General features: G+C 71.6%; 16 protein-coding genes. 6 read left to right on the top strand and 10 right to left on the bottom strand.

Annotated features, from left to right (window positions below; all coding sequences use genetic code 11):
- Positions 1–268 precede the first annotated feature (268 nt).
- Positions 269–976, bottom strand: coding sequence for a membrane protein YczE (gene yczE, locus AC07D6_RS30460; protein WP_479049730.1), 708 nt, complete (start codon positions 974–976; stop codon positions 269–271).
- A gap of 137 nt (positions 977–1,113) precedes the next feature.
- On the opposite strand from yczE, the gene yczR reads away from it, so the two are divergent.
- Positions 1,114–2,565 (top strand): MocR-like transcription factor YczR, encoded by a 1,452-nt coding sequence (gene yczR, locus AC07D6_RS30455; protein WP_479049728.1) that lies wholly within the window; start codon positions 1,114–1,116, stop codon positions 2,563–2,565.
- Positions 2,566–2,827: 262 nt separating this feature from the next.
- On the opposite strand, the gene AC07D6_RS30450 is transcribed toward yczR, so the two are convergent.
- From AC07D6_RS30450 to AC07D6_RS30420, 7 genes are all read right to left on the bottom strand, one after another.
- Positions 2,828–4,063, bottom strand: coding sequence for an ATP-grasp domain-containing protein (locus tag AC07D6_RS30450; RefSeq protein WP_479049726.1), 1,236 nt, complete (start codon positions 4,061–4,063; stop codon positions 2,828–2,830).
- A gap of 28 nt (positions 4,064–4,091) precedes the next feature.
- Positions 4,092–5,513, bottom strand: a complete 1,422-nt coding sequence (locus tag AC07D6_RS30445) for a hypothetical protein (protein WP_479049724.1) — start codon at positions 5,511–5,513, stop codon at positions 4,092–4,094.
- A 360-nt stretch (positions 5,514–5,873) separates the two neighbouring features.
- Positions 5,874–7,133 (bottom strand): MFS transporter, encoded by a 1,260-nt coding sequence (locus AC07D6_RS30440; RefSeq protein WP_479049722.1) that lies wholly within the window; start codon positions 7,131–7,133, stop codon positions 5,874–5,876.
- Between the two features lie 98 nt (positions 7,134–7,231).
- Positions 7,232–8,428 carry an acetylornithine deacetylase gene (argE, locus tag AC07D6_RS30435; protein WP_315876082.1) on the bottom strand — a complete coding sequence of 399 codons (1,197 nt, stop codon included), beginning with the start codon at positions 8,426–8,428 and terminating at the stop codon, positions 7,232–7,234.
- A 158-nt stretch (positions 8,429–8,586) separates the two neighbouring features.
- The gene (locus tag AC07D6_RS30430; RefSeq protein ID WP_315876083.1) at positions 8,587–9,513 is read right to left on the bottom strand and encodes a TauD/TfdA dioxygenase family protein; all 927 of its coding nucleotides are present in this window, start codon (positions 9,511–9,513) and stop codon (positions 8,587–8,589) included.
- Between the two features lie 53 nt (positions 9,514–9,566).
- On the bottom strand, positions 9,567–10,052 hold the full coding sequence (locus tag AC07D6_RS30425; RefSeq protein ID WP_315876084.1) for a GNAT family N-acetyltransferase: 486 nt from the start codon (positions 10,050–10,052) through the stop codon (positions 9,567–9,569).
- Positions 10,053–10,100: 48 nt separating this feature from the next.
- Entirely contained in the window at positions 10,101–11,162 is a 1,062-nt protein-coding gene (locus tag AC07D6_RS30420) for a phytanoyl-CoA dioxygenase family protein (RefSeq protein ID WP_479049718.1), read from the bottom strand.
- A 1,971-nt stretch (positions 11,163–13,133) separates the two neighbouring features.
- On the opposite strand from AC07D6_RS30420, the gene AC07D6_RS30415 reads away from it, so the two are divergent.
- Entirely contained in the window at positions 13,134–14,996 is a 1,863-nt protein-coding gene (locus tag AC07D6_RS30415) for an ABC transporter ATP-binding protein (RefSeq protein ID WP_479049772.1), read from the top strand.
- 401 nt (positions 14,997–15,397) lie between these two features.
- On the opposite strand, the gene AC07D6_RS30410 is transcribed toward AC07D6_RS30415, so the two are convergent.
- Positions 15,398–16,432: a saccharopine dehydrogenase family protein gene (locus AC07D6_RS30410; RefSeq protein ID WP_479049716.1), complete on the bottom strand. Its 1,035-nt coding sequence runs from the start codon at positions 16,430–16,432 to the stop codon at positions 15,398–15,400.
- 164 nt (positions 16,433–16,596) lie between these two features.
- On the opposite strand from AC07D6_RS30410, the gene AC07D6_RS30405 reads away from it, so the two are divergent.
- Both AC07D6_RS30405 and gdhA read left to right on the top strand, forming a co-directional pair.
- A complete protein-coding gene (locus AC07D6_RS30405) occupies positions 16,597–17,553 on the top strand; it encodes a helix-turn-helix domain-containing protein (RefSeq protein ID WP_479049714.1) in 957 nt (318 codons plus the stop codon).
- Between the two features lie 402 nt (positions 17,554–17,955).
- Positions 17,956–19,314, top strand: coding sequence for an NADP-specific glutamate dehydrogenase (gene gdhA / locus AC07D6_RS30400; protein ID WP_479049712.1), 1,359 nt, complete (start codon positions 17,956–17,958; stop codon positions 19,312–19,314).
- A gap of 360 nt (positions 19,315–19,674) precedes the next feature.
- Here the strand turns inward: gdhA and AC07D6_RS30395 are convergent, their stop codons facing one another.
- Positions 19,675–20,739 carry an alpha/beta hydrolase family protein gene (locus AC07D6_RS30395; protein WP_479049710.1) on the bottom strand — a complete coding sequence of 355 codons (1,065 nt, stop codon included), beginning with the start codon at positions 20,737–20,739 and terminating at the stop codon, positions 19,675–19,677.
- 106 nt (positions 20,740–20,845) lie between these two features.
- Here AC07D6_RS30395 and AC07D6_RS30390 point away from each other — a divergent pair, with 106 nt between their 5' ends.
- Both AC07D6_RS30390 and AC07D6_RS30385 read left to right on the top strand, forming a co-directional pair.
- A complete protein-coding gene (locus AC07D6_RS30390; protein WP_479049708.1) occupies positions 20,846–21,487 on the top strand; it encodes a GNAT family N-acetyltransferase in 642 nt (213 codons plus the stop codon).
- Positions 21,484–22,359: a PaaX family transcriptional regulator C-terminal domain-containing protein gene (locus AC07D6_RS30385; protein ID WP_479049706.1), complete on the top strand. Its 876-nt coding sequence runs from the start codon at positions 21,484–21,486 to the stop codon at positions 22,357–22,359. Before AC07D6_RS30390 ends, AC07D6_RS30385 begins: the two co-directional genes overlap by 4 nt.
- The last annotated feature ends 393 nt before the right edge of the window (positions 22,360–22,752 follow it).

Genomic DNA, 22,752 nt, shown 5'->3' with positions numbered 1-22,752 from the left:
CTGCGGCCCCGCCCGGCAGCCGGCCCCTTCCGCACGGGCGCGACGCAGGGCTGCGGCCTCCGTCGCCGTGGCCTGGCGGTGCGCGCCCGGTGCCGGCGGGTGCCGTTCTCCTCCGCTTGCTCGCGGGCGTCCACGGCGGCCTGCGCCGGGCGTGAGGCGCTCCCCGTCCGCGCGGGGACGGCCCCCCGCCCCTGCCCGGCCCCGTGGAAGGGCGTGGCCGTGCCCCCTGCCCGCGCGGGGACGGCCCCCTTCGCGCCTCTGTGGCGAGTCAGACCGTCGCGCGCCCCGTGCCGCCGTCGGGCGGGGTGGGGTGGGGGAGGCGGTAGGTGAACGGGGGGAGGAAGAACTGGGTGACGGGGCCGACCAGGAGCGCGTACAGGACGGTGCCGATGCCCACGGTGCCGCCGAGGGTCCAACCGATGGCGAGGACCGAGACCTCCAGCACCGTGCGGACGAGTCGCAGGGAGCCGCCCGTCAGCGCGGCAGCGCCCGTCATCAGGCCGTCCCGGGGCCCCGGCCCGAAGCGCGCGCCCACGTAGACGGCGACGGAGAACCCGTTCAGCAGGATGCCGGCCATCAGCAGGCAGGCCCGCGCGGGCAGCCCGAGGTCCTCGGGAATGAGGGCCAGCCCGAGGTCGGAGGAGCAGGCGAGCACGACGATGTTGGCGAAGGTGCCGAGCGTGGGGCGCTGCCTGAGAGGCCACCAGGCGAGGAGCACCAGCGCTCCCACAACGGCGCTGATCGCGCCGAAGCTCAATGACGAATGGTGTTGCAGGCCCTCGTACAGCGTGCTCCAGGGATTGACTCCCAGCGCCGCCCGGACCAGCAGGGACAGGCTGAACCCGTACAGGGCGAGCCCCGTGAGGAGCTGGGCGAGGCGCCGCGCGGGCCGTACGTCGAGGGGCAGGTAGGTCAAGGGCGGTGCGGTGTCCCGGCCCGTGCGCCGACGCGGTCGCCGCGTGGTGGCGATTCCCATGTGTGCTCCTCCTACGTCCAGGCGGTGCTCCGTGCTGTGCACCTGACGACAAGTCTGTAAAGTCGACGCCGGGAATCCGCTGGCCAATCAACCGGAAGTGGTATGGGTATGGCGGCTGTCGTGTTCGAGGTGGCCCGGTGAACCAGACCACACGCGCCCTCACCGGACGTCAGTTGGCCGCTCTGCTGCCCGAGATGCGCGGGGCCCGGCCCGCCTACCGCCACCTGTCCAAGGCCATCAGCGCGCTCATCCTCGAAGGACAGGTCGCCCTCCACGTCAGGCTCCCCTCCGAGCGGGCCCTCGCGGAGGCGCTCCGCCTCAGCAGGCCGACCGTCACCGCCTCCTACGACCTCCTCCGCGCCGGCGGGTACGCCCGCAGCCGTCAGGGCTCCGGCACCTGGACCGCCCTGCCGGATGAGGCGCTGCCCCACCACGTCACGCGGGTGCTCCCCGCCCCGGAATCCACCATCGACCTGGCCAGGGCGGCCCCCTCCCTGCCCCCGCGGGTCCTGGAGGAGGCCCTCGGCCGGATCGCTCCGCAACTGCTCCTGCACGCGCGCAGGACCGGGTATCACCCCTACGGGTTGCCGGGGCTGCGGGCGGCCGTCGCCGACAGGTTCACACGGCGCGGCCTGCCGACCGTGCCCGAGCAGATCCTGATCACGGCCGGTGCCCAGCACGCCCTCACCCTCGTCCTGGGGTTGCTGACCGCGCCGGGGGACCGCGTACTGGTCGAGAACCCGTCGTACCCCAACGCCCTCGAAGCCATCCGCCGGGCGCGTCTGCGCACCGTGTCCGTACCCGTGTCGGAGCACGGCTGGGACGCCGGGATCATGGAGGCCACGCTCCGCCAGGCGTTGCCGCGGCTGGCCTTCCTCATGCCGGACTTCCACAATCCGACGGGGCTGTCGATGCCCGCGGAGGTCCGGGCCCGGGTCCTGCGCGCGGCCCGGGACACCGGCACCTGGCTGGTGATCGACGAGACCACCGCCGAACTGGCCCTCGACGTCCCGGCGCCCGCCCCGTTCGCCGCCCTCGCCGTGCCGAACGCGGCGTGTCGGGTCATCACCCTGGGCTCGATGAGCAAGACCCACTGGGGCGGGCTGCGCATCGGCTGGCTGCGCGCGCCCTCGCAGGTCGTGACGGAACTCGCCGCCCAGCGCGTCGCCTCCGACCTGGGCGGTTCCGTCCTGGACCAGTTGCTGGCCAACGCCCTGCTCGACGGCGTCGAGGACCTGCTTCCGGCGCACCTGGAACAACTGCGGGTGCAGCGCGCCGCCCTGTCCGGGGCGTTGGAGGAGCACCTCCCCCAATGGTCCTGGCGGCTGCCGCCCGGCGGGCTGTCGATCTGGGTCGACATCGGCGAACCCATCGCGGTCGCCCTCGCCGAGCGGAGCCTGGAGTACGGGGTGCGCATCGAGGGCGGCGCCTGCTTCGCGACCGATCCGGGCGTCCTGGAGAACCGTCTGCGGATTCCGTACACGATGCCGCCCGCCGTCCTGCGGGAGGCCGTGGGCCGCATGGCCGCCGCCCTGGCGGAAGGGCTGAAGGCCCCGTCGGCCACCCGGTGGCCACCATGGGTCGTGTGACCGGGTCCGACGCGCGGCCTGCCCGGGCTCCGGCCGGGAGGCTGTCCGGCGTACCTGGGCCCGGGCCGGGGACGGATCGCCGCCGGCAGGGACATGCGCGGGGCGATCCGTCCCGGTCCGGTGGCGGGGATCGGCGGGACGCCGGCCTGCACGGGCGGTACCGGGAAGTGGTCGTGACCGTTGCCGGGTACGGGCGCGGTGGCCGGTGCCGTCGTCTCTTCCCTCCGCCGATCCGGGCGGCCCGTGCGCGGCCGAACGGCGGTCAGTGGGTGTAGGGGCCTTCGTCCTCCATGGCCCGCAGGGCCCGATAGTCCCGTGCGATGTCCTGCGGGTCTTCGGCGGCGAGGTACACGTATCCGGGTGAACTGATCAAGTCGCTGGTGTCGGGGAGGTAGTCGCCCGGGACGACTCCGTGCGCGAGGTGGACCAGGGTGGGCAGCGCCCGTAGGCGTTCGGTCCAGTCCAGCGGCTTGGCGACGCCCGCCACCGGGTTGATGAGGGCGACGTTGCGCAGCGCCCCGGACCACGTGACGGACGAATCGTCGAAGTCCCGGAGTCGTGCGGGGTCGAGCAGCGTGTCGGCCAGGAGGCGGGTCTGCGAGACGCCCGAGTGGTTCTCCACCACGTCGGGCGCGGTGCCGCCGCCGAGGCGGGCGCCGGTCTCGATGAGGACGGGCCCGCGCGCGGTCATCATCACCTCGGTGTGGGCCGCGCCGGATGCGATTCCCAGGGCGTCCAGGGCCGCGGTGACGAAGTCCAGCAGCGGCGCCGCCTCGGCCGAGCCGAGCGTCACCGGCTCCTCGTAGTCGTAGACGGGGTAGCCGTCGGTGCCGGTCCGCTTGGTGTACCGCCACAACTCCGCGAACCGGTGGGTCCCCTCGTGCGAGACGGTGTTGGCGTAGTACTCGACGCCGTGCACGCGTTCCTGGACGAGAGCGGCGGTGTTGGCCTGCCCGAAGAGGTTGTGGGAGGTGAGGACCGCCTTGCACGCCTCACCGACCTCGTGCGCGGTGCGGCAGAACCGCACGTTGTCGGTGCCGGCGCTGTTCAACGGCTTGACGACGGCCTCGGTCAGGCCGACGTCGGTGAACCAGCGCGCGGCCTCGTCCGCGTCGTCGAAGGACCTTCCCCGCGGCACGGCCACGCCCGCGGCCGCGGCCGTCTGGGCCATCAGCCGTTTGTCGCGCCGCGCGGCGAGCGTCTCGTACCGGTTTCCCGGCAGGCCCATGAGGTGGGTGAGGGTGTCGGCGAGGATCACGCCCGACTCGGTGCCCGCCACCACCCGGTGCACGCCCAGTTCCGCGAGCCGGGCGGCGAGCCCGGCGGGGTCGCCGCCGCCGTCCAGGAGGGCCTCGTAGTGCCCGGCGTCGAAGCCCCGGGTGAAGTACTCCGGCATCCACCGGGCGGACTGCACGTGCACACAGACCCCTCCGCGGGCACGGAGGGCGGACACGAGTGCCCGTCCGGTGGAGTAGCCGTCGATCACTGCGATCTTCATCAGTGCCTCCTCACTGGTGTTCCGACCGTCAGGACGGTTCGACGGCTTCGCCGGTCTCGTGGAAGGAGCAGGCGACGCGTGCCCCGCCGGACATGCTCACGACGCCCACCTCGGGGTCGGTGCTGCCCCGCACCAGACACCCGTTGTAGCCGTCCCCTCCCGTGACCTGCGGGTCGGTGAGGAAGACCCCCCAGTTGAGGAAGAGGTCCTGTGTGCCGTCGCCGTCGTCGGCGGGGAAGACCTCCGGGATCGGCCGGATGCGCTCCTGAACCACGTAGGGGCCGTCCATCGCCGCCGTGAGCCGCGCCCGCCACTCCTCGGGGCCGACGGTCCAGCCGGGCACGATGCCGCTGCCGCCGTGCAGCAGGGTCGGCTTCAGGATGAGGTCGGCCCGGTGCTCGACGGCGTACGGCAGGAGGGCGACCTCCTGCGCCGCGCGGTCCGTGGTGGTGGCCCTGACGTGCCGGGTCCACGGCAGGAAACGGTCGATGCAGGCCCGTTCCTCGGCGGTGAAGGCGGAGCGGTGGCGCTCGTCGGAGAGCATGGCCAGTGTGCCCTTGTTGCCGTACAGCTCCGAGTCGAGGCGGCTGAACATGCCGACCCTGCCTTCCTCGAAGGCGCGCAGCAGGGGCTCGACGGCCGCCGCGTCGGCGGGGGTGGCGATCTCCTCGACGAGGAAGAAGCGGTACACGACGTCGATGGCGCGGCCGGCGACTTCCAGGCGGCCTCCGCGTTCGGTGATCTGACCGACGTGGCAGGGCACGGCGTCGATCCCCATGCCGTCGAACAGCGCTGCCATCACTCGCAGGCGGGGTTCGTACGAGACGAAGCTCTCCGGCCAGTCGACCAGGGCGACGACGGGTCGTCGGCCGTCCGTGTCCATGTGCGCGGCGCACTCCGCGTACAGCGTCTTGACGATGCCGCCGAAGGTGTCCGCGTAGCCGAGGTTCCGCTCCGCGACGAAGCCGGCCAGGACGGGGTGCCGGAGCATGGCCCGGTTGATGCCCGCGTTCTCGAAGCCGCCCAGGGCACTGGTGATGTTGAGTTCGAGCAGCTTGAAGCCGTCGGCTCCGCGGTAGAGGTCGGAGCGGGCCAGGGGCATCAGCGGTGCGTCCGCCGTCGCGGCACGCCGGACGATGTCGGCCTGGGTGCCGGTCATCCCCACGCCGCGGGCCAGCCCCTCGATGTCGCCCCCGAAGAGCCTCCGGGGCAGTTCGGACAGCAGCCGGTGGATCTGGAGGAGGTCGGCGGCCACGGCGTGGCGCTCGGCGGCCGAGAGGAAGACCGGCGAGGCGAGGAAGCGGCCTCGGTAGGCCACCGTGACGAGGTCGTCGGCCACCACGTGCTCGATCAACGCGGCGGGAGCGGCCCCCTGCCGCTTCAGCAGGTCGAGGTACTCGGCCCCGAGTCCCGACCGGGGAGCGTGCGGGGCGGTGGGCGGCTGCGTCATGGAAGGTTCCCTCAGAAGGTGGGCGGTCCGGGAGGACCGGGTGTGGCTGACGGCTGGTTGCTGTCGACGGTTCGGGGAGAACGGCCGCCCGGTCCTCCGGGGCGCTCCGACCACCGGTGGGGAGCTGCGGTCGCCGCTGGTCGGGGACCTGTCGGCGGAGTGTTTCCCGGACCGGGGAAGGCTGGTCACGGCGGGGCGGGGCGACGGGCTCGGGCACGTCCCACGCGCGGGTACGGGTCGGCGTCGACGCCGGCACGGGGCACCACCGGGCGGTGACGGCCGACGCGCAGGCGGCGTTCCGGGTGCGCGGGCGCGGTGAAGGTACGGGGGCGGGGGCCTGGGGCGTCCGCCTCGCGCGGGTCAGGCACGGGAGAACCACGTGCGGACGCCGAAGGCGAGGCGGACCGCGACGGCGGCCATGACGCCGACGCCGAGCGCGTACACGGCGGGGGTGCCGTAGCTGTTGGAGATCACGCCGGCCAGACCGGCGCCGATCGGCAGGGCGCCCCAGGCGAACAGCCGGTAGATGCTGTTGACGCGACCCTGCAGTTCCTTGGGGACGAGCGTCTGCCGGAGGACGACGGTGACGGTGTTCCAGGTGACGCTGGCGCAGGCGCCCAGTGCGAGGGCCGGTCCGACGGCCCAAGCCGAGGGGAACAGCCAGATGATCAGGTTGCTGCAGCCGAACGCCGTGACCACGCTCACCAGCGTCCGTCCGTGGCCTATGCGCCGGACCAGCGGTGGCGACAGCTTGGCGGCGCCGATGGCCCCCACGGCCTGGCAGGCGACCAGCACCCCGTACCCGACGTCGGACAGGCCCAGTTCGTGGTGCGCGTAGACGACGAGCACGGCCAGGGCGCCGGTGTAGACGAGGTTGACCGCCCCGGCCGTCAGCGACAGGTTGCGCAGCAGCCGGTGCCGCAAGAGCCAGCGCAGGCCGGTGGCCATGTCGGTGAGGAGCCGGGGGCGTTCTTCCGCGGAGGGGCCGGGGTCGCCCCCCGCGGGGAGGCGCAAACAGGTCAGCAGGGTCGCCGAGGCGAAGAAGGTGGCCGCGTTGATCCCGAAGGGAACGGCGGGCGCGAGCACGAACAGCGAGGAACCGATGAGCGGTCCGACGAACTGGTTGCCCACCGTCTCGGAGCTCATGATGCGTCCGTTCGCCGCGACGAGGTGCTTTTCGGAGACGACGGAGGGAACGAGGATCTGGGCGGCGTTCCGGAAGAAGGTCTCGCACGTTCCGATGAGGAAGAAGCACGCGTACAGCGCCCCCAGGCCGGCCGAGTCCAGCGCCACCAGCAGGACGAGCGCGGAGATGACCAGCCCGCGGAAGAAGTCGATGCGCACCATGGTCCGGCGCCGGTCGACCCGGTCGACCAGAACACCCGCCGGGATGCCGAACAGCGCGTAGGGAAGCGTCAGGGCCACGCTCACCCCCGCGATGAGCCGGGGGTCGTCGGTCAGCGTACTGGCCATGAGGGGTGCGGCGGCCAGCGAGACGCCCGCGCCCACGGCCGAGGCGGAAGTCGCGGCCCACAGCTTCGTGAACTGCCGGCCGAGCCGGGACCGCTGCACCACGGTGTCGGGCGTCGTCTCCGTATCGAGCGCGCCGTCACTTCTCACGTGGTTCTTCTCCTTGTCGGACGCGACGGTCGCCGCGCGGGTGTGTACGGGTCGCGCGCCGACCGGGCCGGTGCGTGGGCACCCGGGCGGGTGGAGCTTCAGCCGAGGGGCAGGGACCGCAGGTGGTCCAGGCACTGCTGGAGCTGGTCCAGCGAGACGAACTCGTCCGCGACGTGTGCCTCGGTGATGAAGCCGGGGCCGCAGACGACGGCGGGGATCCGGCCGTGTCCCCAGATGAGGCCGGCCTCGGTGCCGAAGGGCACGAACTGCGGCTCGTCGGCCGCGCCGAACGCCTTCTGAACGAAGGCGACGAACTCGTGCGCCGGGTCGATCGAGAAGGAGGGGGTGTCGGAGAGCCGTTCGGCGCGGACCTCGGCGAGGCCGGACTTCGCCCGCATGTCCTCCTGCACCTCCCCGGTGGCGAGGCGGGTGAGTTCGGAGGCGATGGAGTCGCAGTCGTGGCCGGGGACGCTCCGGACCTCGTACTCCACGGAACAGTGCTGAGGCACGATGTTGGGCTTCACCCCACCCTCGATTCGTCCGATGTTGATCCACGAGTGGCTGATGTCGAAGCGTTCGTCGTGGGGGCCCGTTGTTCGGAACGTCTCGTTGAGCGCCGTCGCGCGGCCGATGACCGCGGCGGCGGCGGCGATCGGGTTGGGCATCAGCGGAGCCAGGGCGGCGTGCTTGGGCTCCCCGTCGAAGGTGAGCCTGTGGTTCTGCTTGCCCTTGTGGCCGACGACCACCCGCAGCCCGGTCGGCTCACCGACGATGCAGCCCTTGACCTTCCCCTCCCAGGTGCGCATCTCCTCGACGAGGCGGCGCGCTCCGACACACCCGATCTCCTCCTCGTACGTGAGCATCAGGGTGAGGGGCGTGGTGAGGCGCTCGTGCTCCACCTGGGTCAGGATGGCCAGGCAGCAGGCGATGAAGCCCTTCATGTCCGCCGTTCCACGACCGATGGCGACGGTGTCGGTGACGCGGAGCGCGAAGGGGTCCGCCGACCACGCCTGGCCTTCGACGGGTACGACGTCCGTGTGCCCCGACCAGACGATTCCGCGGTCGCCGTCCGCCGCGGGTCCCGCGGTCGCGACCAGATTGGCCTTGGTGTGCTCCTCGTTCCAGTGCAGGTGGCTCGTGATGCCGTTGCCCGAGAGCAGGTCCTGAACGTAGTGGATCAGTTCGAGATTCGACCGGTGGCTGGTGGTGTCGATGCCCACCAGCCTCTCGAGAATCGCGAGCATGTGGGCGTAGAGGTCTTTGCCGGAGAGGCGGACGGGGATACCGGATGACATGGCGGCTCGCTTCGAGGTCGGCTCGGTCGGACTGGGACGCGGCGCTTCCACGGGAGCAGCGGGACGGACACCCCGGCGAAAGGGGAGGATTCGGATGCCCGCTGCTTCGGGGTGCCCGGCCCGGTGACGCGGGGAGCCACGCCGCCGGGCCCGGCCGGTCAGTCTCCGGACTGGGCGGACAACCGGCTGTGGCCGACCTCCGGCAGCGACGGGGTCACCGGCTGCCCGTGCGTGGTGAGGCGCAGCAGCCGCCGCACGTGCCGCTCGTCCAGGTCCTTCGTCGTCGCCGAGTGCAGGAGGCAGCGGTTGTCCCAGACCACCACGTCCAGGGGGCTCCACTTGTGCCGATAGGTGTAGGGCGCGCTCGTGATGTGCGCGATGAGCTCGTCGATCAGGGCTGTGCTCTCGGATTCCTCCATCCCCTCGATCCCCACCACGCTGCCGATGACGTGGGGCTGGATGAAGAGGCACTCGCGGCCGGTGTCCGGGTGCCGGCGCACGAGCGGGTGGGTGATCTCCGGGGTCTTCCTGCGTTCCTCCGCACCGATGTACTTCCAGCGGGCCCACGGGTCCTCGCGGTTCGGCGACCACCGGTACTGGTGGCGCACCCGTAGCGTCCGCAGGTACGCCTTGCGTTCCTCGGGCAGGTCGGCGAACGCCGCCTCGGCGTTGGCGAAGAGGGTGTCCCCGCCGTTCGCCGGGATCTCCAGACCGTGCAACATCGTCGCGCTGGCCGGCACCAGTTTGTAGGAGTAGTCCGAGTGCCAGCCCTGGCCTGAGGTCTTCATTTCCTTGTTCCGGCCCGGCTCGTCCTGGTTCGAGAGGTAGGTGAGGGTCGGCTCCTCGGGGTGGCGCAGTTTGATGACGTGGTGCTCCTCCGGCCGCCCGAAGATCGTGCCGAACTTGGCGAATACGCCGGCCGCGATGTCCTGGGCACGGAACACCAGAACCTTGTGGTCCAGGTAGGTCTCGTAGATCGCCCGCCCGTGCTCGTCGATCACCTCCGGGGTGATCGGCAGATCCTTCACCTCCGCGACGAAGGTCTCGGTAAGCCGGGTCGCGACGACCGTGGAATCAGCAACCACTTTTTCCCTTCCAGCTCGTTTCTGCTTCGCAAGCGTGTTTCGACGTGCGGGGGTCAATCCCGGCGTGAGCTCGATTCCTTGCAGAGGAACACGCGATGCGCGTGCTCGTTGCGTTCAGCGTGTGTGATGACGTAGCCGAGACGCCTGTAAAAGGAGATGTTCTCGACCATCTCGGCCCGGGTCCAGAGCCGGACGCCCTTCAGCCCGGCCGATCGAGCCATTTCCTCCACGAACTCGACCAGTTTCTTCCCGATTCCCTGCCCTTGGCAGACCGGGTGCACCGCGAGGTTGCGCAGGATCAGGTACGGGTCGTCCGGTTCGACCGTCACCATGCCGATGACCCCGTCGTCCGAGACCGCGACATGGGTGCGGCCGGATGCGGCGACCTCGCGGTAGTCGAGGAGCAGGGGGGCCGGTGGTTCGTCGACCAGGCCGAGGTACTTCCCGTACGCCTCCCGCGCGATCTCCTCCAGCTGCCTGCTGTCCTGGACCGAGGCCGGACGAAGTCCCGTGAGAGCACTGTGCTCGGTGATCGCCATTTCTTTCCAGTTCTGAACAAGGGACGGCGGAACCGTTCCGGGACCGGGTCAGACGGCGTCCAGGGTGCGGGCTTCGCGGGTACCGCCGAAGTATGGGCTGGCATAGACCAGTTCGCCCTGCTCCGAGGCCACCTTCTCGTTGAAGTCGCTTCCCACGTCGTAGTTGAAGGCGACCCGCGGGTAGGCGAGAGCCTCGACGCGTTCCTTGTCGTATTGGGCGTCGACCGAGGAGAAGCGCAGGGCATAGGCCAGGCGGGACGGGATCGGGCCCTCGCCGAGTTGGACGCTGCGGTGCAGTACGTACTTGTCGAAGATGAGGGCATCGCCGGGCTCGAACGAGTCCTCCACCGCGAAGTGGTCCAGCAGGCCCTTCATTTGAGGTGAGTTCAGCAGGCTGTTCTTCAGGTCGCTGAAGTCGTCGTAAGTGAAGTCACGGCCGGATTCGGCCTGGCTGCTCATGTACCCGGGCAACAGGTTGATGTGCTGGTACACGAATTCACCGGACAGCAGTTTCTTGGAGACGTACTTCATCCCGCCGCGCTGGCCATCGGCGACGATGTCGCACAGGGGCGTCCAGATGGTGTACCCCGCGTCCTCGCGGCGCTGGAACCCGAAGCTCTGGGTGCCGACGTGCCAGGGGAACCCGGTGCTCTTGTTCTTCTCCAACTCGAAGCCGAGACCCTGGGTAAAAAAGACCCGCTGCCCGATGATCTTGTTCATCGCCCCGCAGAAAGCGGGGTCACTCATGAGCCCGAGAATCTCCGGGTCGTCGTTGCCGATGTCGTACTTCAGCTTGCTGAAGCCCGATCCGTAGTTGCCCGAGGGCGGTGCGACCTCCGAAGTGCCCAGCTTCCGCATGTGTTCAACGAGCTCTGGCGAGAAGATCTGCCTGAGCTTCAGGAAGCCGTGCTCGCGAAAACTCTGCACGTCTTTGCCTGTGACAGAAAACTCCGGATTTATCATTGAGAACTCCCGAAACACGGTCCGCTTGGCCCCAGCGCTGTTTTCTGCCTCACCCGTCACTTGATGAGGCGTACACGACAATAAAAGATCCAGTGCACACCCGCCATCGAATGAAGAACCGTTCGGAAAGGGGTGGATGCCTTCCACCTTGGATCCCCGTCGGGCTTACTCGATCCACCAACCGGGCAGCCACAGGGGAGCGTCAGGGCGTGCGAGCACAGAGGTTCACCGGCACGAAGAGATGTGCGGGAACCTCGGCTCGGGACCACGGGAAGGCGACGGGCCCTGAAGGGTGCCACTAGTTCGCCGGGAGGGAAGGACGACGGGGCCCTCGCCCCGCAGGAGCGGCCGGGCGAGAGAGGGAAGGCCGATCGCCCGGGGGTGTCGCGCACCGGACACGCTCAGCACCGGACGACCCCTTCGCCTTCCTCAAGGACCTTGGCGCACTCCGGCCACCGCGGGACGTACTGCCAGATGGGTTCCCTCACCAACGCCTCGCAGCGCGGGGGAACGACATCCGCCGGTCCCCGCCGTTCCGGGAGGGCGTCGCGCTGAAGCGACCCGAGCAGTTCACGGCCCTCTTCGCGTGGACGGAGAGAGGGGTCACGGCAGAGCATCGTCAGCGCCTCGCCAAACCACCACAGCCGCCGCTGCGGCCCATAATCGACTCTCAGGAAATTTCACCGTTTCCCCAATGAGGTTTGATTGGAAATCGCAACGAAATTTTCTTGGCGTATGGTTTGCCTGGAGAACCCGTAGGCCGCAGGCCACACGACGCACCCCTCGCCGTGGTCGCGAAATGGATCAGAGGAAGTGCCAGGTCTCGCGTGCGCCCCCGCGGAGCATTGCTGATCGATCAATTCCGGCACGGCCGCGGTCGGGACATCAACGGGCCTACGAAGATCAGCGCGGGAGGGTACATGCCCGCCCGCTTTCACCCCGCCACTCAGGATCAATTCGTGCGTTTAATCTCAGCTAACACTCTTGACCATGGCATGTCCGCGCCACGGTGTCAACCGGCGTTATTGCAGATGCCCCACGGCTCCCTGCAATACAAGATCTGCCGGCCTGCTGTCCGCACGAAACACGCCAGTCAATGGATTGATCGAGCCAAGTTGGGAGAGTTTTTCCCAGCGAAATGATCGTCGTGGCTGCCGACGCGCCGGAGCGGAGGTGGGACGGCCGGAGGGGTCACCGGGCGTGACGACGAGAGGGCCGCGGGCGGGAAGGAGAGGATCCGGCCGGAGGCAAAAGGACGACGGCGGTCTTCGGGGCCCGGATCCTCTTCGGGAACGATTCCGACCAGTCGACATCGTCGGCTGCGGCGGCTTCTCCCAGGGCGCCCACCACGCCCTTGCCGGGGCCACCGTCGAGCAGCGCCTCCTCACCGTGTCGTACGACGCGATCGCTCCGGGCAACCGCGGCCGGCGGCTTCGCTCGCTCCCGGCGCCCGCATCCGGTCGATCGGAGCCTCCTCCCCGGGAAGGGGGCCGGTCCTTGCCGGGGAGCCGAAGGGACAGAAGGTTCAGCCCGCCACCGGCGAGCATCGGCGTTTCGGCCACCCCCCTTCCTTCGCACTCCTGTTGCCGGGGGCGGGTCGGTGCATCGTCCACGCTCCACCGCCCGCTTCGCTTCGGGATGTCGAGAGCGACCGAAACACACGCGTTCGATGCCTCGGCCGGGTCGTTGAGCACCACGACCACGCCGAAGGACCGCCAGGGGCCGGAAGGGGGACCACCGTCGTCCCCCGCCGGAGAACCCCCGCGGGGCGCTCTGGACTCGCCCAGGCCCCTTGCGCACTCCTGTGGAGGAATCCGTGAATCCCGTACCCGTTCCCGCGCATCGGACTGCCGAATTCGAACAGCGGCAGCCCGCCCCGGGCCCTGGCACCCACCGCGCGCAGCGCGTCGGCAGCGGTGCCCGCCGCTCGGCACGACCGAGTACGAGGTGGACGGCATGAGCGGACCCACCGATGCCTCAGCCGACAGGGTCCCCGGTCCGCGCACCACCCCCGCGGCGCCCTCCGCCCAACCGCCCGCCCAACCGCACGACCAGCCGGACGACCGCCCCGAAACCACGCCGGACGGCGCCTCCGAGGCGGCCGTCGCAGAGCCGCAGATGCGCTACGTCGATCTGACCGGCAGCCGTGAAGCGGCCGGCCGGTCCATCCGGATGCGCGACATGGCCCGACGCCTGCCCCGTCTGGTGCGCCGCTCGCTGGCCCTGGCCTGGCGGGTCGACCGCCGGGCGACCATCGGCCTGCTGCTGTGCCAGGCGGCCGCCGGCGTGATGCAGGCCCTGGGCCTGGTCGCCATCAACGGCACCCTCACCGCCCTCCTGGCCGACGGGGACGTCTACCACCGGCTCCTGGAAGCCTGGCCGTCCGTGGCCCTTTTGGCCGGCGCCTCCGCGGCGCGCGCCCTTTTGGGAATCACCGTCAGTTGGCTGTCCTCCCGCCTGGGCCCGCAGATGTCGCGCGAGGCCGAACAGATGCTGCTCGCCGGCTGCGCCGAGGTGGAGCTGTGCGCTTACGACGAACCCGACTTCAACCGCGACCGCGAGGCCGCCGACCGCGGGGCGCAGGTCACCGGCGACCTGATCGACGAAGGCCAGGACCTGATCGCTTCGAGCGCCAGCTTCCTCGCCGGGGCGATCGTGCTGGCCGGCGTGCACCCCGTCCTCCTCCCCCTGCTGGTGGCGGCCAGCCTGCCCCAGGCCCTGGCCCAGGTCAGCGCCGCCCGCGTGCGCTACCTGGCGAACCTGCGCAGCAACGGCGACCAGCGGATGCTGTCGGTGCTGCGCTGGCACATCTACACCAGGGAGGCCGCCGACCAGATCCGCGCCGGCACCATGGCCGGCTTCCTGTCCGGCCGGTACCGGCAGACGGTCGCCCGGATCAACCGCGAGGACCGCGCCGCGGCCGACAAGGGCGCCCGCATGTCCCTGGTCGGTGCAGTGTGCGGAGGGCTGGGATCGGCGGTCGTGTGGGCGGCGGTCGTGTGGCTCCTCACCACCGGCCGGATCACCGTCGGGTACGCCGGGACGGCCGTCTTCGCCCTGCAAACGGTGGGCCAGTCGGTCCGTGGCCTGGTGGCCGTCGGGGCGCGCGCCGTGCGCACGGGCCTGTACATGGACGACTGGAGCGGCTTCCTGGACAAGGCCGGGGGGTTCCGCATGCGCCGCGGCCCGCACCGGCCCGCACCGCCGGAGACGATCGAGATCAAGTCGGTCACCCACCGCTATGCGGGCAAGGACCGCGACGCGCTGTCCGATGTCTCGCTGACCTTGCGCCGCGGGGAGGTCACCGCCCTGGTCGGCTTCAACGGCTCGGGGAAGTCGACGCTGTCGAAGCTGGTCAGCGGCCTGTACCTGCCCACGGGCGGGCAGGTGCTGTGGGACGGCGTCCCCACCGGTGACGCCGACCCGCAGGCGCTGTGGCAGCGGGTCGCCCTGGTGCCGCAGGATTACGCGCGCTGGCCGCTGACCGTACGCGAGAACGTCACCCAGGGGCAGCCCGCGGCGCGCGGGGACGCGGCGGTGCACGAGGCGTGCGAGGCGGCCGGCGCCGACGAGGTGGTCGACCAGCTCGGCGCCGGGCTGGACACCCTCCTGGCCCGCGAGTGGCTCAACGGGGAGGAACTCAGCGGCGGTCAGTGGCAGCGCATCGCTCTGGCCAGGGCGTTCTTCCGCCAGGCCGGGCTGCTGGTCCTCGACGAGCCGACGGCGAACCTCGACCCCCGCGCCGAATACCGGATCTTCCAGCGGCTGCGGGACGTGGCCCGGGACCGGGTGGTGCTGCTGGTGACCCACCGCATCACCAACGTCGCCGTCGCCGACCGGATCGTGGTCCTCGACGAAGGCAGGATCGTCCAGGAGGGCACCTACACCCAACTCGCCCAACAGTCGGGCTTGTTCCAGCGGTTGCTGTCCTACCAGGTCACGTCCGAGTCGGGTGGCGAGAAGCACGGGACGCACGCATGAGCGGCCCCGGTGCCGCCTCGGTGCGCCCCGCCGAGACGGCCGTGCCCACGGCCGTGGACCTCTCCGCCCCTCCCCCGCCGTCCCGGGGTGACGACGCGCCGCCCACCCGCTCCCCCGTCCGCGCGACCACCGGGACGTCCCTGACACGGCACCCGCACGAGCGGGAGGCCCTGGCCGGGCTGCTGTCCGTCCCGGACGGCGCCGGGGTGCCGGCCGGCCGTGCCTCACCGCCCGGACACGTCACGTGCAGCGCGGTCGTCACGGGCCGTGGGGCTGCGCGGCGCCCCACCACCCCGTACGGCCCTCCGGTCAGAAGCGTGACGACTGCGCGATTCCACTGATCGGCGGCAGCCCTGGTCCACCTGGGCGTGGAGCGGGTGGCGGTGTCCGGTCGCAGGAGGTCAGGGACGGGGGCGCAGGGTGATGTGGGGGGTGAGGGCGGTGAGGAAGTCGGGGGCGTCGAAGATGCGGCCGGCGGAGGCGACTCCCGTGGTGCGGACGCGTCCGGTCAGGACACGGTCGAGGGCCTCGACGACCAGGGGCGCGGTGACGGCGTAGATGTCGCGGCCTTCGGCGGCGGCGCGGCGCTCGGTGCCGCCGGAACGGACGACGACGTCCACCAGGAAGGTCTGGTCGGAACGGCCGAGGTCGTCGGTCGGGGTGGGCGCGGGGGTGTCGGGTGAGGCGATGTCCTGGACGGCGTCGACGGCCATGTGGGTGTGGACGTCGCGGATGGAGAGGTGGTCGGTGACGGTGACGACATCGGCCATGGTGAACTCGGTGACGACGGGGCGGGGACCCATCGGGGCGGGGAAGGGCCACTGGACGGTGGGCGGCGTGTCGGTGCGGCGTTCCCACCTGCCGCCCGCGTAGCGCAGGCGGTGCTCGCCGCGCCGTTCGCGGGAGACCGCGCCGGACCGGCGGGTTCCGGTGGTGGGGTGCCAGTCGCTGAGGCCGTAGGCGATGTGGGCCTCGTCGGCGTGGGTCCAGTCGCCCATCGCCGCGGTGACCAGGAGGTCGCCCAGGCCGCCGAAGAACGCCATCGCCGGGACGACGGTCGCCTTCTCCTCGCGCGCCCGGTCGGCGTAGTGGGCGAAGGTGTCGAGGTTGGCCTCGAGTTCCGCTGCCACGTCCAGGTACGGGATCCCCGCCCGCAGAGCCGTCTCGATCACCGGGCCGGCCGTGGCGGCGAACGGGCCCGCGCAGTTGATCACCGCTGCCGTACGGGCCACCGCCCGGTCGAGAGCGGCCGCGTCATCGACCGGGGCGGGGCGGGCCTCCAGCCCGGTGGCACCGGCCACGGCGGTCAGCTTCTCGCCGTCGCGGCCCGAGAGGACCGGCACGTACCCGCGGGCGACCAGCTCGGCCACCACGAACCTGCCCGTGTGCCCGTACGCGCCGTAGACCGCCACCGTGTTGTGTGCCGTGCCGCTCACGAAACCGCTCCCTCTGACTCTCATGCCAGCTCCCGTATCCGCGCGACCGGCCGCCTTTTTCTCCTGCTTCCGGCGGGTCGGTGCGCTGTGACGGGATCCATCCTGGCCGGGTCCCCACCACCCCGACGACGGTCCGGAACGACATGGGCCGTACAGTTTCGGACATGCGAAGCGTCGCGTTGGCCGTCGCGGACGGCATGCTCCCTTTCGAGTTGTCCCTGGCCTGCGAGGTCTTCGGCTCGGACCTGACCCATCTGGTCGATCCCTGGTACCGGTTCTCCCTGTGCGGTGCGGGACCGGTGACCGTGGGCCGCTTCCGGCTGGAACCCGACGAGGGATTCGACGGCCTGGCACGAGCGGACACCGTGATCGTGCCGGGTTGGGCCGACGTCGACGTCGACCCGCCGGGCGAACTCGTCGACGCCGTCCGTGCCGCCCACGGGGCCGGGGCACGGGTGGCCTCCCTGTGCACGGGCGCGTTCGTCCTGGCCGCCGCCGGGCTGCTCGACGGCCGGCGCGCCACCACCCACTGGGCCCACACCGATGAACTCGCCCGGCGTCACCCCGAGGTCACCGTCGATCCCGACGTCCTTTACGTCGACAACGGCGGCGTCCTGACCTCCGCGGGAAAGGCCGCCGCGATGGACCTGTGCCTCCACCTGGTCCGCCTCGACCACGGCACCACGGTCGCCAACACCGTCGCCCGCCGCCTGGTCACCCCGCCCCACCGCGACGGCGGCCAGGCCCAGTTCGTCCGCACTCCCCTCCCCGCCCCGGGCAACCACCCCCTGGCCGAACTCCTCCCCTGGGTCCTGGCACACCTGGACGAGCCGCTGACCGTCGAAGACCTCGCCCGGCACGCCGGCATGAGCTCCCGCCACCTGGCCCGGCACTTCAGGACCATCACCGGGACCACCCCCCTGCAATGGCTTCACACCCAACGCATACGTCACGCCCAGGAACTGCTGGAAGGCACCGACGCCACCATCGACACCATCGCCGCCGCCACCGGAATGGGCACCGCCACCACGCTCCGCCGTCACTTCAACCGCACCGTCGGCGTCCCACCCGACACCTACCGCCGCACCTTCCGCACCCACCACGCCGGACGGGCCGGCTGAGGGTCCGCGCGCGGCGACGGGCCGCCGCCCTTGCCGGCCGTACCCGTGCGAGCGGCTCCGGCGGGATTCTCGGAGCCGGAGCCCACCTCGGTGACGCGGTCGGCCGGTCCGCGCAGCGGGCAGCCCCCGGCTGATCCTGCCGAACCGGCAGGTCCGTCCCCCAGCCGGCCGCTGTGTTCGTCGACTCGGCCGATGTGGCGGAGTCTCAGAATCCGGACAGTGGCACACCCGTGCTGGCCTCGGGCTTTACACAGGGGTAACACTGAGGGGCCGGCCGTTTCCCGGGTGGCCAGTGCGACGCGCTGACGAGCGGCCCGGGACGGCCCGTCCTGCGCGCGGCAACGGCGCCGAGCGCCCATCACCGGTCTCGTACCGGTAGCAGCCGTGTCAGAGAGGGACCCCGTGACGACCCGAGACGACAGCAAGACCCGGCTCGACGCCCTGCGCGTCGAGATCGAGCGGCGCAACCCCGCCCAGCCGGAGTTCCACCAGGCCGTGCACGAGGTGCTGGAGACGCTGGCGCCCGTGCTGGCGGCGCGGCCTGAGTACGCCGAGCCGGGCCTCATCGAGCGGCTGTGCGAGCCGGAGCGCCAGGTCATCTTCCGGGTGCCCTGGCAGGACGACCAGGGCCGCGTACACGTCAACCGGGGCTTCCGGGTGGAGTTCAACAGCGCGCTCGGCCCGTACAAGGGGGGCCTGCGCTTCCACCCGTCCGTCAACCTCGGGATCATCAAGTTCCTCGGCTTCGAGCAGGTCTTCAAGAACGCGCTGACCGGTCTCGGCATCGGCGGCGGCAAGGGCGGCAGCGACTTCGACCCGCACGGCCGCAGCGACGCGGAGATCATGCGGTTCTGCCAGTCGTTCATGACGGAGCTGTACCGGCACATCGGTGAGCACACCGACGTGCCGGCCGGTGACATCGGGGTCGGCGGACGCGAGATCGGCTACCTGTTCGGACAGTACCGGCGGATCACCAACCGCTGGGAGGCCGGCGTCCTCACCGGCAAGGGAGTCGGCTGGGGCGGTTCGGCGATCCGGCCCGAGGCCACCGGGTACGGGAGCGTGCTGTTCGCGGCGGCGATGCTGCGCGAGCGCGGCGAGGACCTGGAGGGGCAGACGGCGGTCGTCTCCGGCTCCGGCAACGTCGCCATCTACACCGTCGAGAAGCTGCTCGCCCTCGGCGCCAACCCGCTGACCTGCTCGGACTCCAGCGGGTACGTCGTGGACGACAAGGGCATCGACGTCGATCTGCTCAAGCAGGTCAAGGAGGTGGAGCGCGGGCGGATCAGTGAGTACGCCGAGCGGCGCGGGGCCTCGGCGCGGTTCGTGCCCGGCGGACGGGTCTGGGAGGTGCCGGCGGACATCGCGCTGCCGTCCGCCACCCAGAACGAGCTGGACGAGAACGACGCGGCCACGCTCGTGCGCAACGGCGTGAAGGCGGTCGCCGAGGGCGCGAACATGCCCACCACGCCCGAGGCGGTGCACCTCTTCCAGCGCGCGGGGGTCGCCTTCGGCCCCGGCAAGGCGGCCAACGCGGGCGGGGTCGCGGTGAGCGCCCTGGAGATGGCGCAGAACCACGCGCGTACGGCGTGGTCGCCGGCCCGGGTGGAGGAGGAGCTGACGCACATCATGAACGACATCCACACCACCTGCCACGAGACCGCCGCCCGCTACGGCGCTCCGGGCGACTACGTCACCGGCGCCAACATCGCCGGCTTCGAACGGGTCGCGGACGCGATGCTCGCCCAGGGCGTCATCTGACGCGGACGGCCGCTGCCGCCCGCCCCTGACGCCCCTCTGACGTTCCCGCGGCACGGAGGCGTACGTCCACGCCCGCGTCCCGCCCCGGGTCGGGACGGGGCGGCGGGCGGTGGGGCCGCGACGCCGGACCGGCATGGAACAGGCGCGCCGGGCGGCGACGGCGCAAGGACGCCGGGTGGGGGCCGGGGCCGGGCCGGTACCACGACGGCGGCCGGCCGGAGCGCCGGACGGCAGCGACGGCGCCGTACAGCGACGACACAAGGGCGCCGGGCGGGCGCGGACGACGTCGAGGGGCGGCGCCGGGCCCCGGGTCGTACGCGCGAACGCGCACGACGCGCCATGGCCGACTTCGCGGGACGGTCATGGGGCGTCGTTGCCGCCTCGGCCGGATTCCCGCAGGAACTGCCGCTGGTCGTCCAGGAATCCGTTCGCGAAGAGCGAGCGGGGGGAGAAGATCGCGGTGAGCGCGGTCTTGACGTCCGACTGCTCGATGGACCGCTTGAGCAGGGAGTGGGTCGCGTGCGGGTAGCGCTTGACCGTCAACGCGCCGCCCCCGTCCAGTACTTCGCGGTAGACGCGCTCCGTGTCGGCGGTGTCCACGTTGATGTCATGGCCTGCGAGGGTCAGCAGCACCGGTGTGCCGCGCAGGGCGCGCAGGTCTCGCGTGGCATCCGCCGTGTAGTTCCTGGAGATGAAGCCCCAGCGGTCGGCGGTCATGCCGTCCGTGTCGCCGTGCGTGGCCTTGACGTACTCCTCGAAGGTCGCGCGGCGTTCCAGCAGTCGGCGGGTGGTGTCGCTCCTGGCGATCGCGGCCTCGGTGCGGGCGGCCGACGCGCCGTCGGCGCGCAGCTCGGCGAGGAGGTTGTAGCGGCCCTGCCGGAGCCAGTTGATCGCGGGTGAGACGGCGATGACGAACCTCACCGGGGTCTTGGCCGCGATCTTCGGCAGGACCCAGCCCGCCTGGCTGGCGCCCCAGAGCCCGATCCGGTCGCCGTCGATGTCCGGGCGGGCGCGCGCCCAGGCGATGGCGGCGGCCGCCTCGTCGGCCCGGTCGTCCATGGACTGGTCGAGCCAGTTGCCGGGGGCGCCTGCGACGCCGGGCTTGTCCCAGGACAGGGAGGCGTACCCGGCCTTGGCGTTCGCTTCCCACAGGGGCTTGTACCCGTCGTCGTGGGTGGCGTCGACGGGGCCGTCGCCGTGGACGTACACGACCAGGCCGTGGCGCGCGCGGCCGTCCTTGGGGGTGGCCAGCACGCCGTTGAGGGTGTGGCCGCCGTGGCGGATCGAGACCCGCTGCTCGTCCATGTCGTAGGAGTGCTGCCACAGCACCACACCGGCGAGGCCGGCGGCCACGACCAGGACCGTGGCGAGCGACCACACTGCGATGCGGAGCCCGCGCCGTCGGGGCCGGGTCTTTGGACACATGGGATGACCGCCTCTGTTCGGGTGTGCACGGGAGCTCAAACTATCATTAGGAGAACGATCGTCGGCCATCTGATAGATTTCAGTCTCGGAGAGAAGGAGGCGCGGCATGGGACTGGACGTGACATCCGGGACCGGACCGGTGACGGTCCGGCGAGGCGTCCCGGTCGGAGCCGAGCGGCGGGCGGCCGAGCTGTACTGGGACGCCTTCGGCCGCAAACTCGGCCCCGCGCTGAACCCGCCGGGCAAGGCGGTGCCCTTCATCGCCGCCCACCTGAACGCCGACCGCGCGGTCTGCGCGCTCCTCGGCGGGCAGCTCGTCGGTCTCGCCGGCTACCAGCTCGGCGGACGGGCCCTCACCGGGGGGTCGGCCTCCGCCGTGCTGCGCGCGTACGGACGCCTCGCAGGACTGCACCGCCTCCTGCTCCTCGCCCTGTTCGAACGCCGGCCGGCCCCCGGGCAGCTCGTCATGGACGGCATCGCCGTCGCCCCGGACGTGCGCGGCCGCGGCGTCGGAAGCCTGCTCATCGAGGAAGTGGCCGCCGTCGCGGCGGAGCAGGGCTGCCGGGAGATCAGACTGGACGTGATCGACACCAATCCGCGCGCCAGAGCCCTGTACGAGCGGCGCGGCTTCACGGCCGTACGGACCGAGCGCACGCCCTGTCTCCGCGGGCTGCTGGGGTTCGGCGCCGTGACCAGCATGCACCGTCCCGTCGAGGCGGACGGACCGAGAGGACAGCGCACACCGTGACCGACCACGTCGAGATCCCCACCCGCATGCTCGTCCACGCGCTGATCCGGGAGGACGGCACGGTCAGCGCGGACGAGCTGTACACCGTCGCCGCGGCCCTCGGCATGAGCGACCAGCAGGTACGGCTGTGCGTCAAACGCCTCGTGGCCGAGAGCCGGTTCACCCACGAAGGCCGCGGTCGCAAAGCCGTGTTGCACGCCACGGAGGACACCACACAGGCCCTGGCGCCCAACGCGGACTTCCTGCGGCACGCGTTCCGCCAGGATGCCGGGCTCGCCCCCTGGGACGGCGTCTGGCACCTGGCCGCCTTCGCCGTGCCCGAATCGGCGCGCACGGCCCGGGACGCCCTGCGCGAGACGCTCGTCCACCTCGGTGGCGCCCCGCTCCAGGGCGGACTGTACGTCTGCGCCAACGCCTGGGAGTCGTACGTCGAAGACGCGGCGCACCGCCTCGGCGCCCACGGTGCGCTCACCCTCCTCAGCACGACGGACCTGCGCAGGGGCGGCATCCGAGAGCCTGCCGAACTCGCCCGCCGCCTGTGGCCCCTGGAGGAGATCGCCGACCGCTACCACCGCCTCAGCCGCGTCGCCCGGCCCCGCCTCGACCGGCTCACCGGCTCCGCCGGGCTCTCCCCGTCCGAATTGCTCACCATCGCCGTCGAGCTGGCGGCCGAACTCACCCGTGCCATGGACCCCGACCCGCTGTTGCCGCCTCAGCTCCTGCCCCGGCCCTGGCCCGGCACCCAGGCCCGGGAGCTCATCGCCCGGTGCTGGGCGGCCCTGTCCGAACACGACCACGGCGAAGCCCGCCCGACCCTCTTCCGCCTCTACGCCGACGTCACCCGAGAAGCAGCGGACCGGGCCGTGCGCTGAAGGCGCGGCAGCCGGCACAGTCGTTCCCAGGAGGCGAAGGCGCCGAGAGAGCGCCCGCTCCCGGGGCAGGGGGCCGAACAGCGCATCGTCGGCCGGCCACCCCGAGGGGTGCCGCTGCGGCCCGCGCCACGGGTCGGGCGCCCGTCTCCCCCACCGGCGGCCCCGGCCGCGGTGTGCCGGTCGGTCCCAACGCGTTCACGTCAGTCGTTCACGTCAGTCGTTCCCGGTGCCGCCCCACCGGTCGGAGAACACGGCCGCGCGGCCTGGCCGAGCACCGCCGCCGCCCCTTCCTCTCCCCCACGACGCTCCGGGCCGAACCGCACCTGCCCCCGGGACCGCCCGGAACGGTGACCGCGGGTCCGAGCGGAAGGGCGGAACGGCACAGGCCGGCGG

It is taken from the genome of Streptomyces sp. NPDC045287 (genome assembly GCF_056432325.1).
This window is presented reverse-complemented; position numbering and strand designations above follow the sequence as displayed.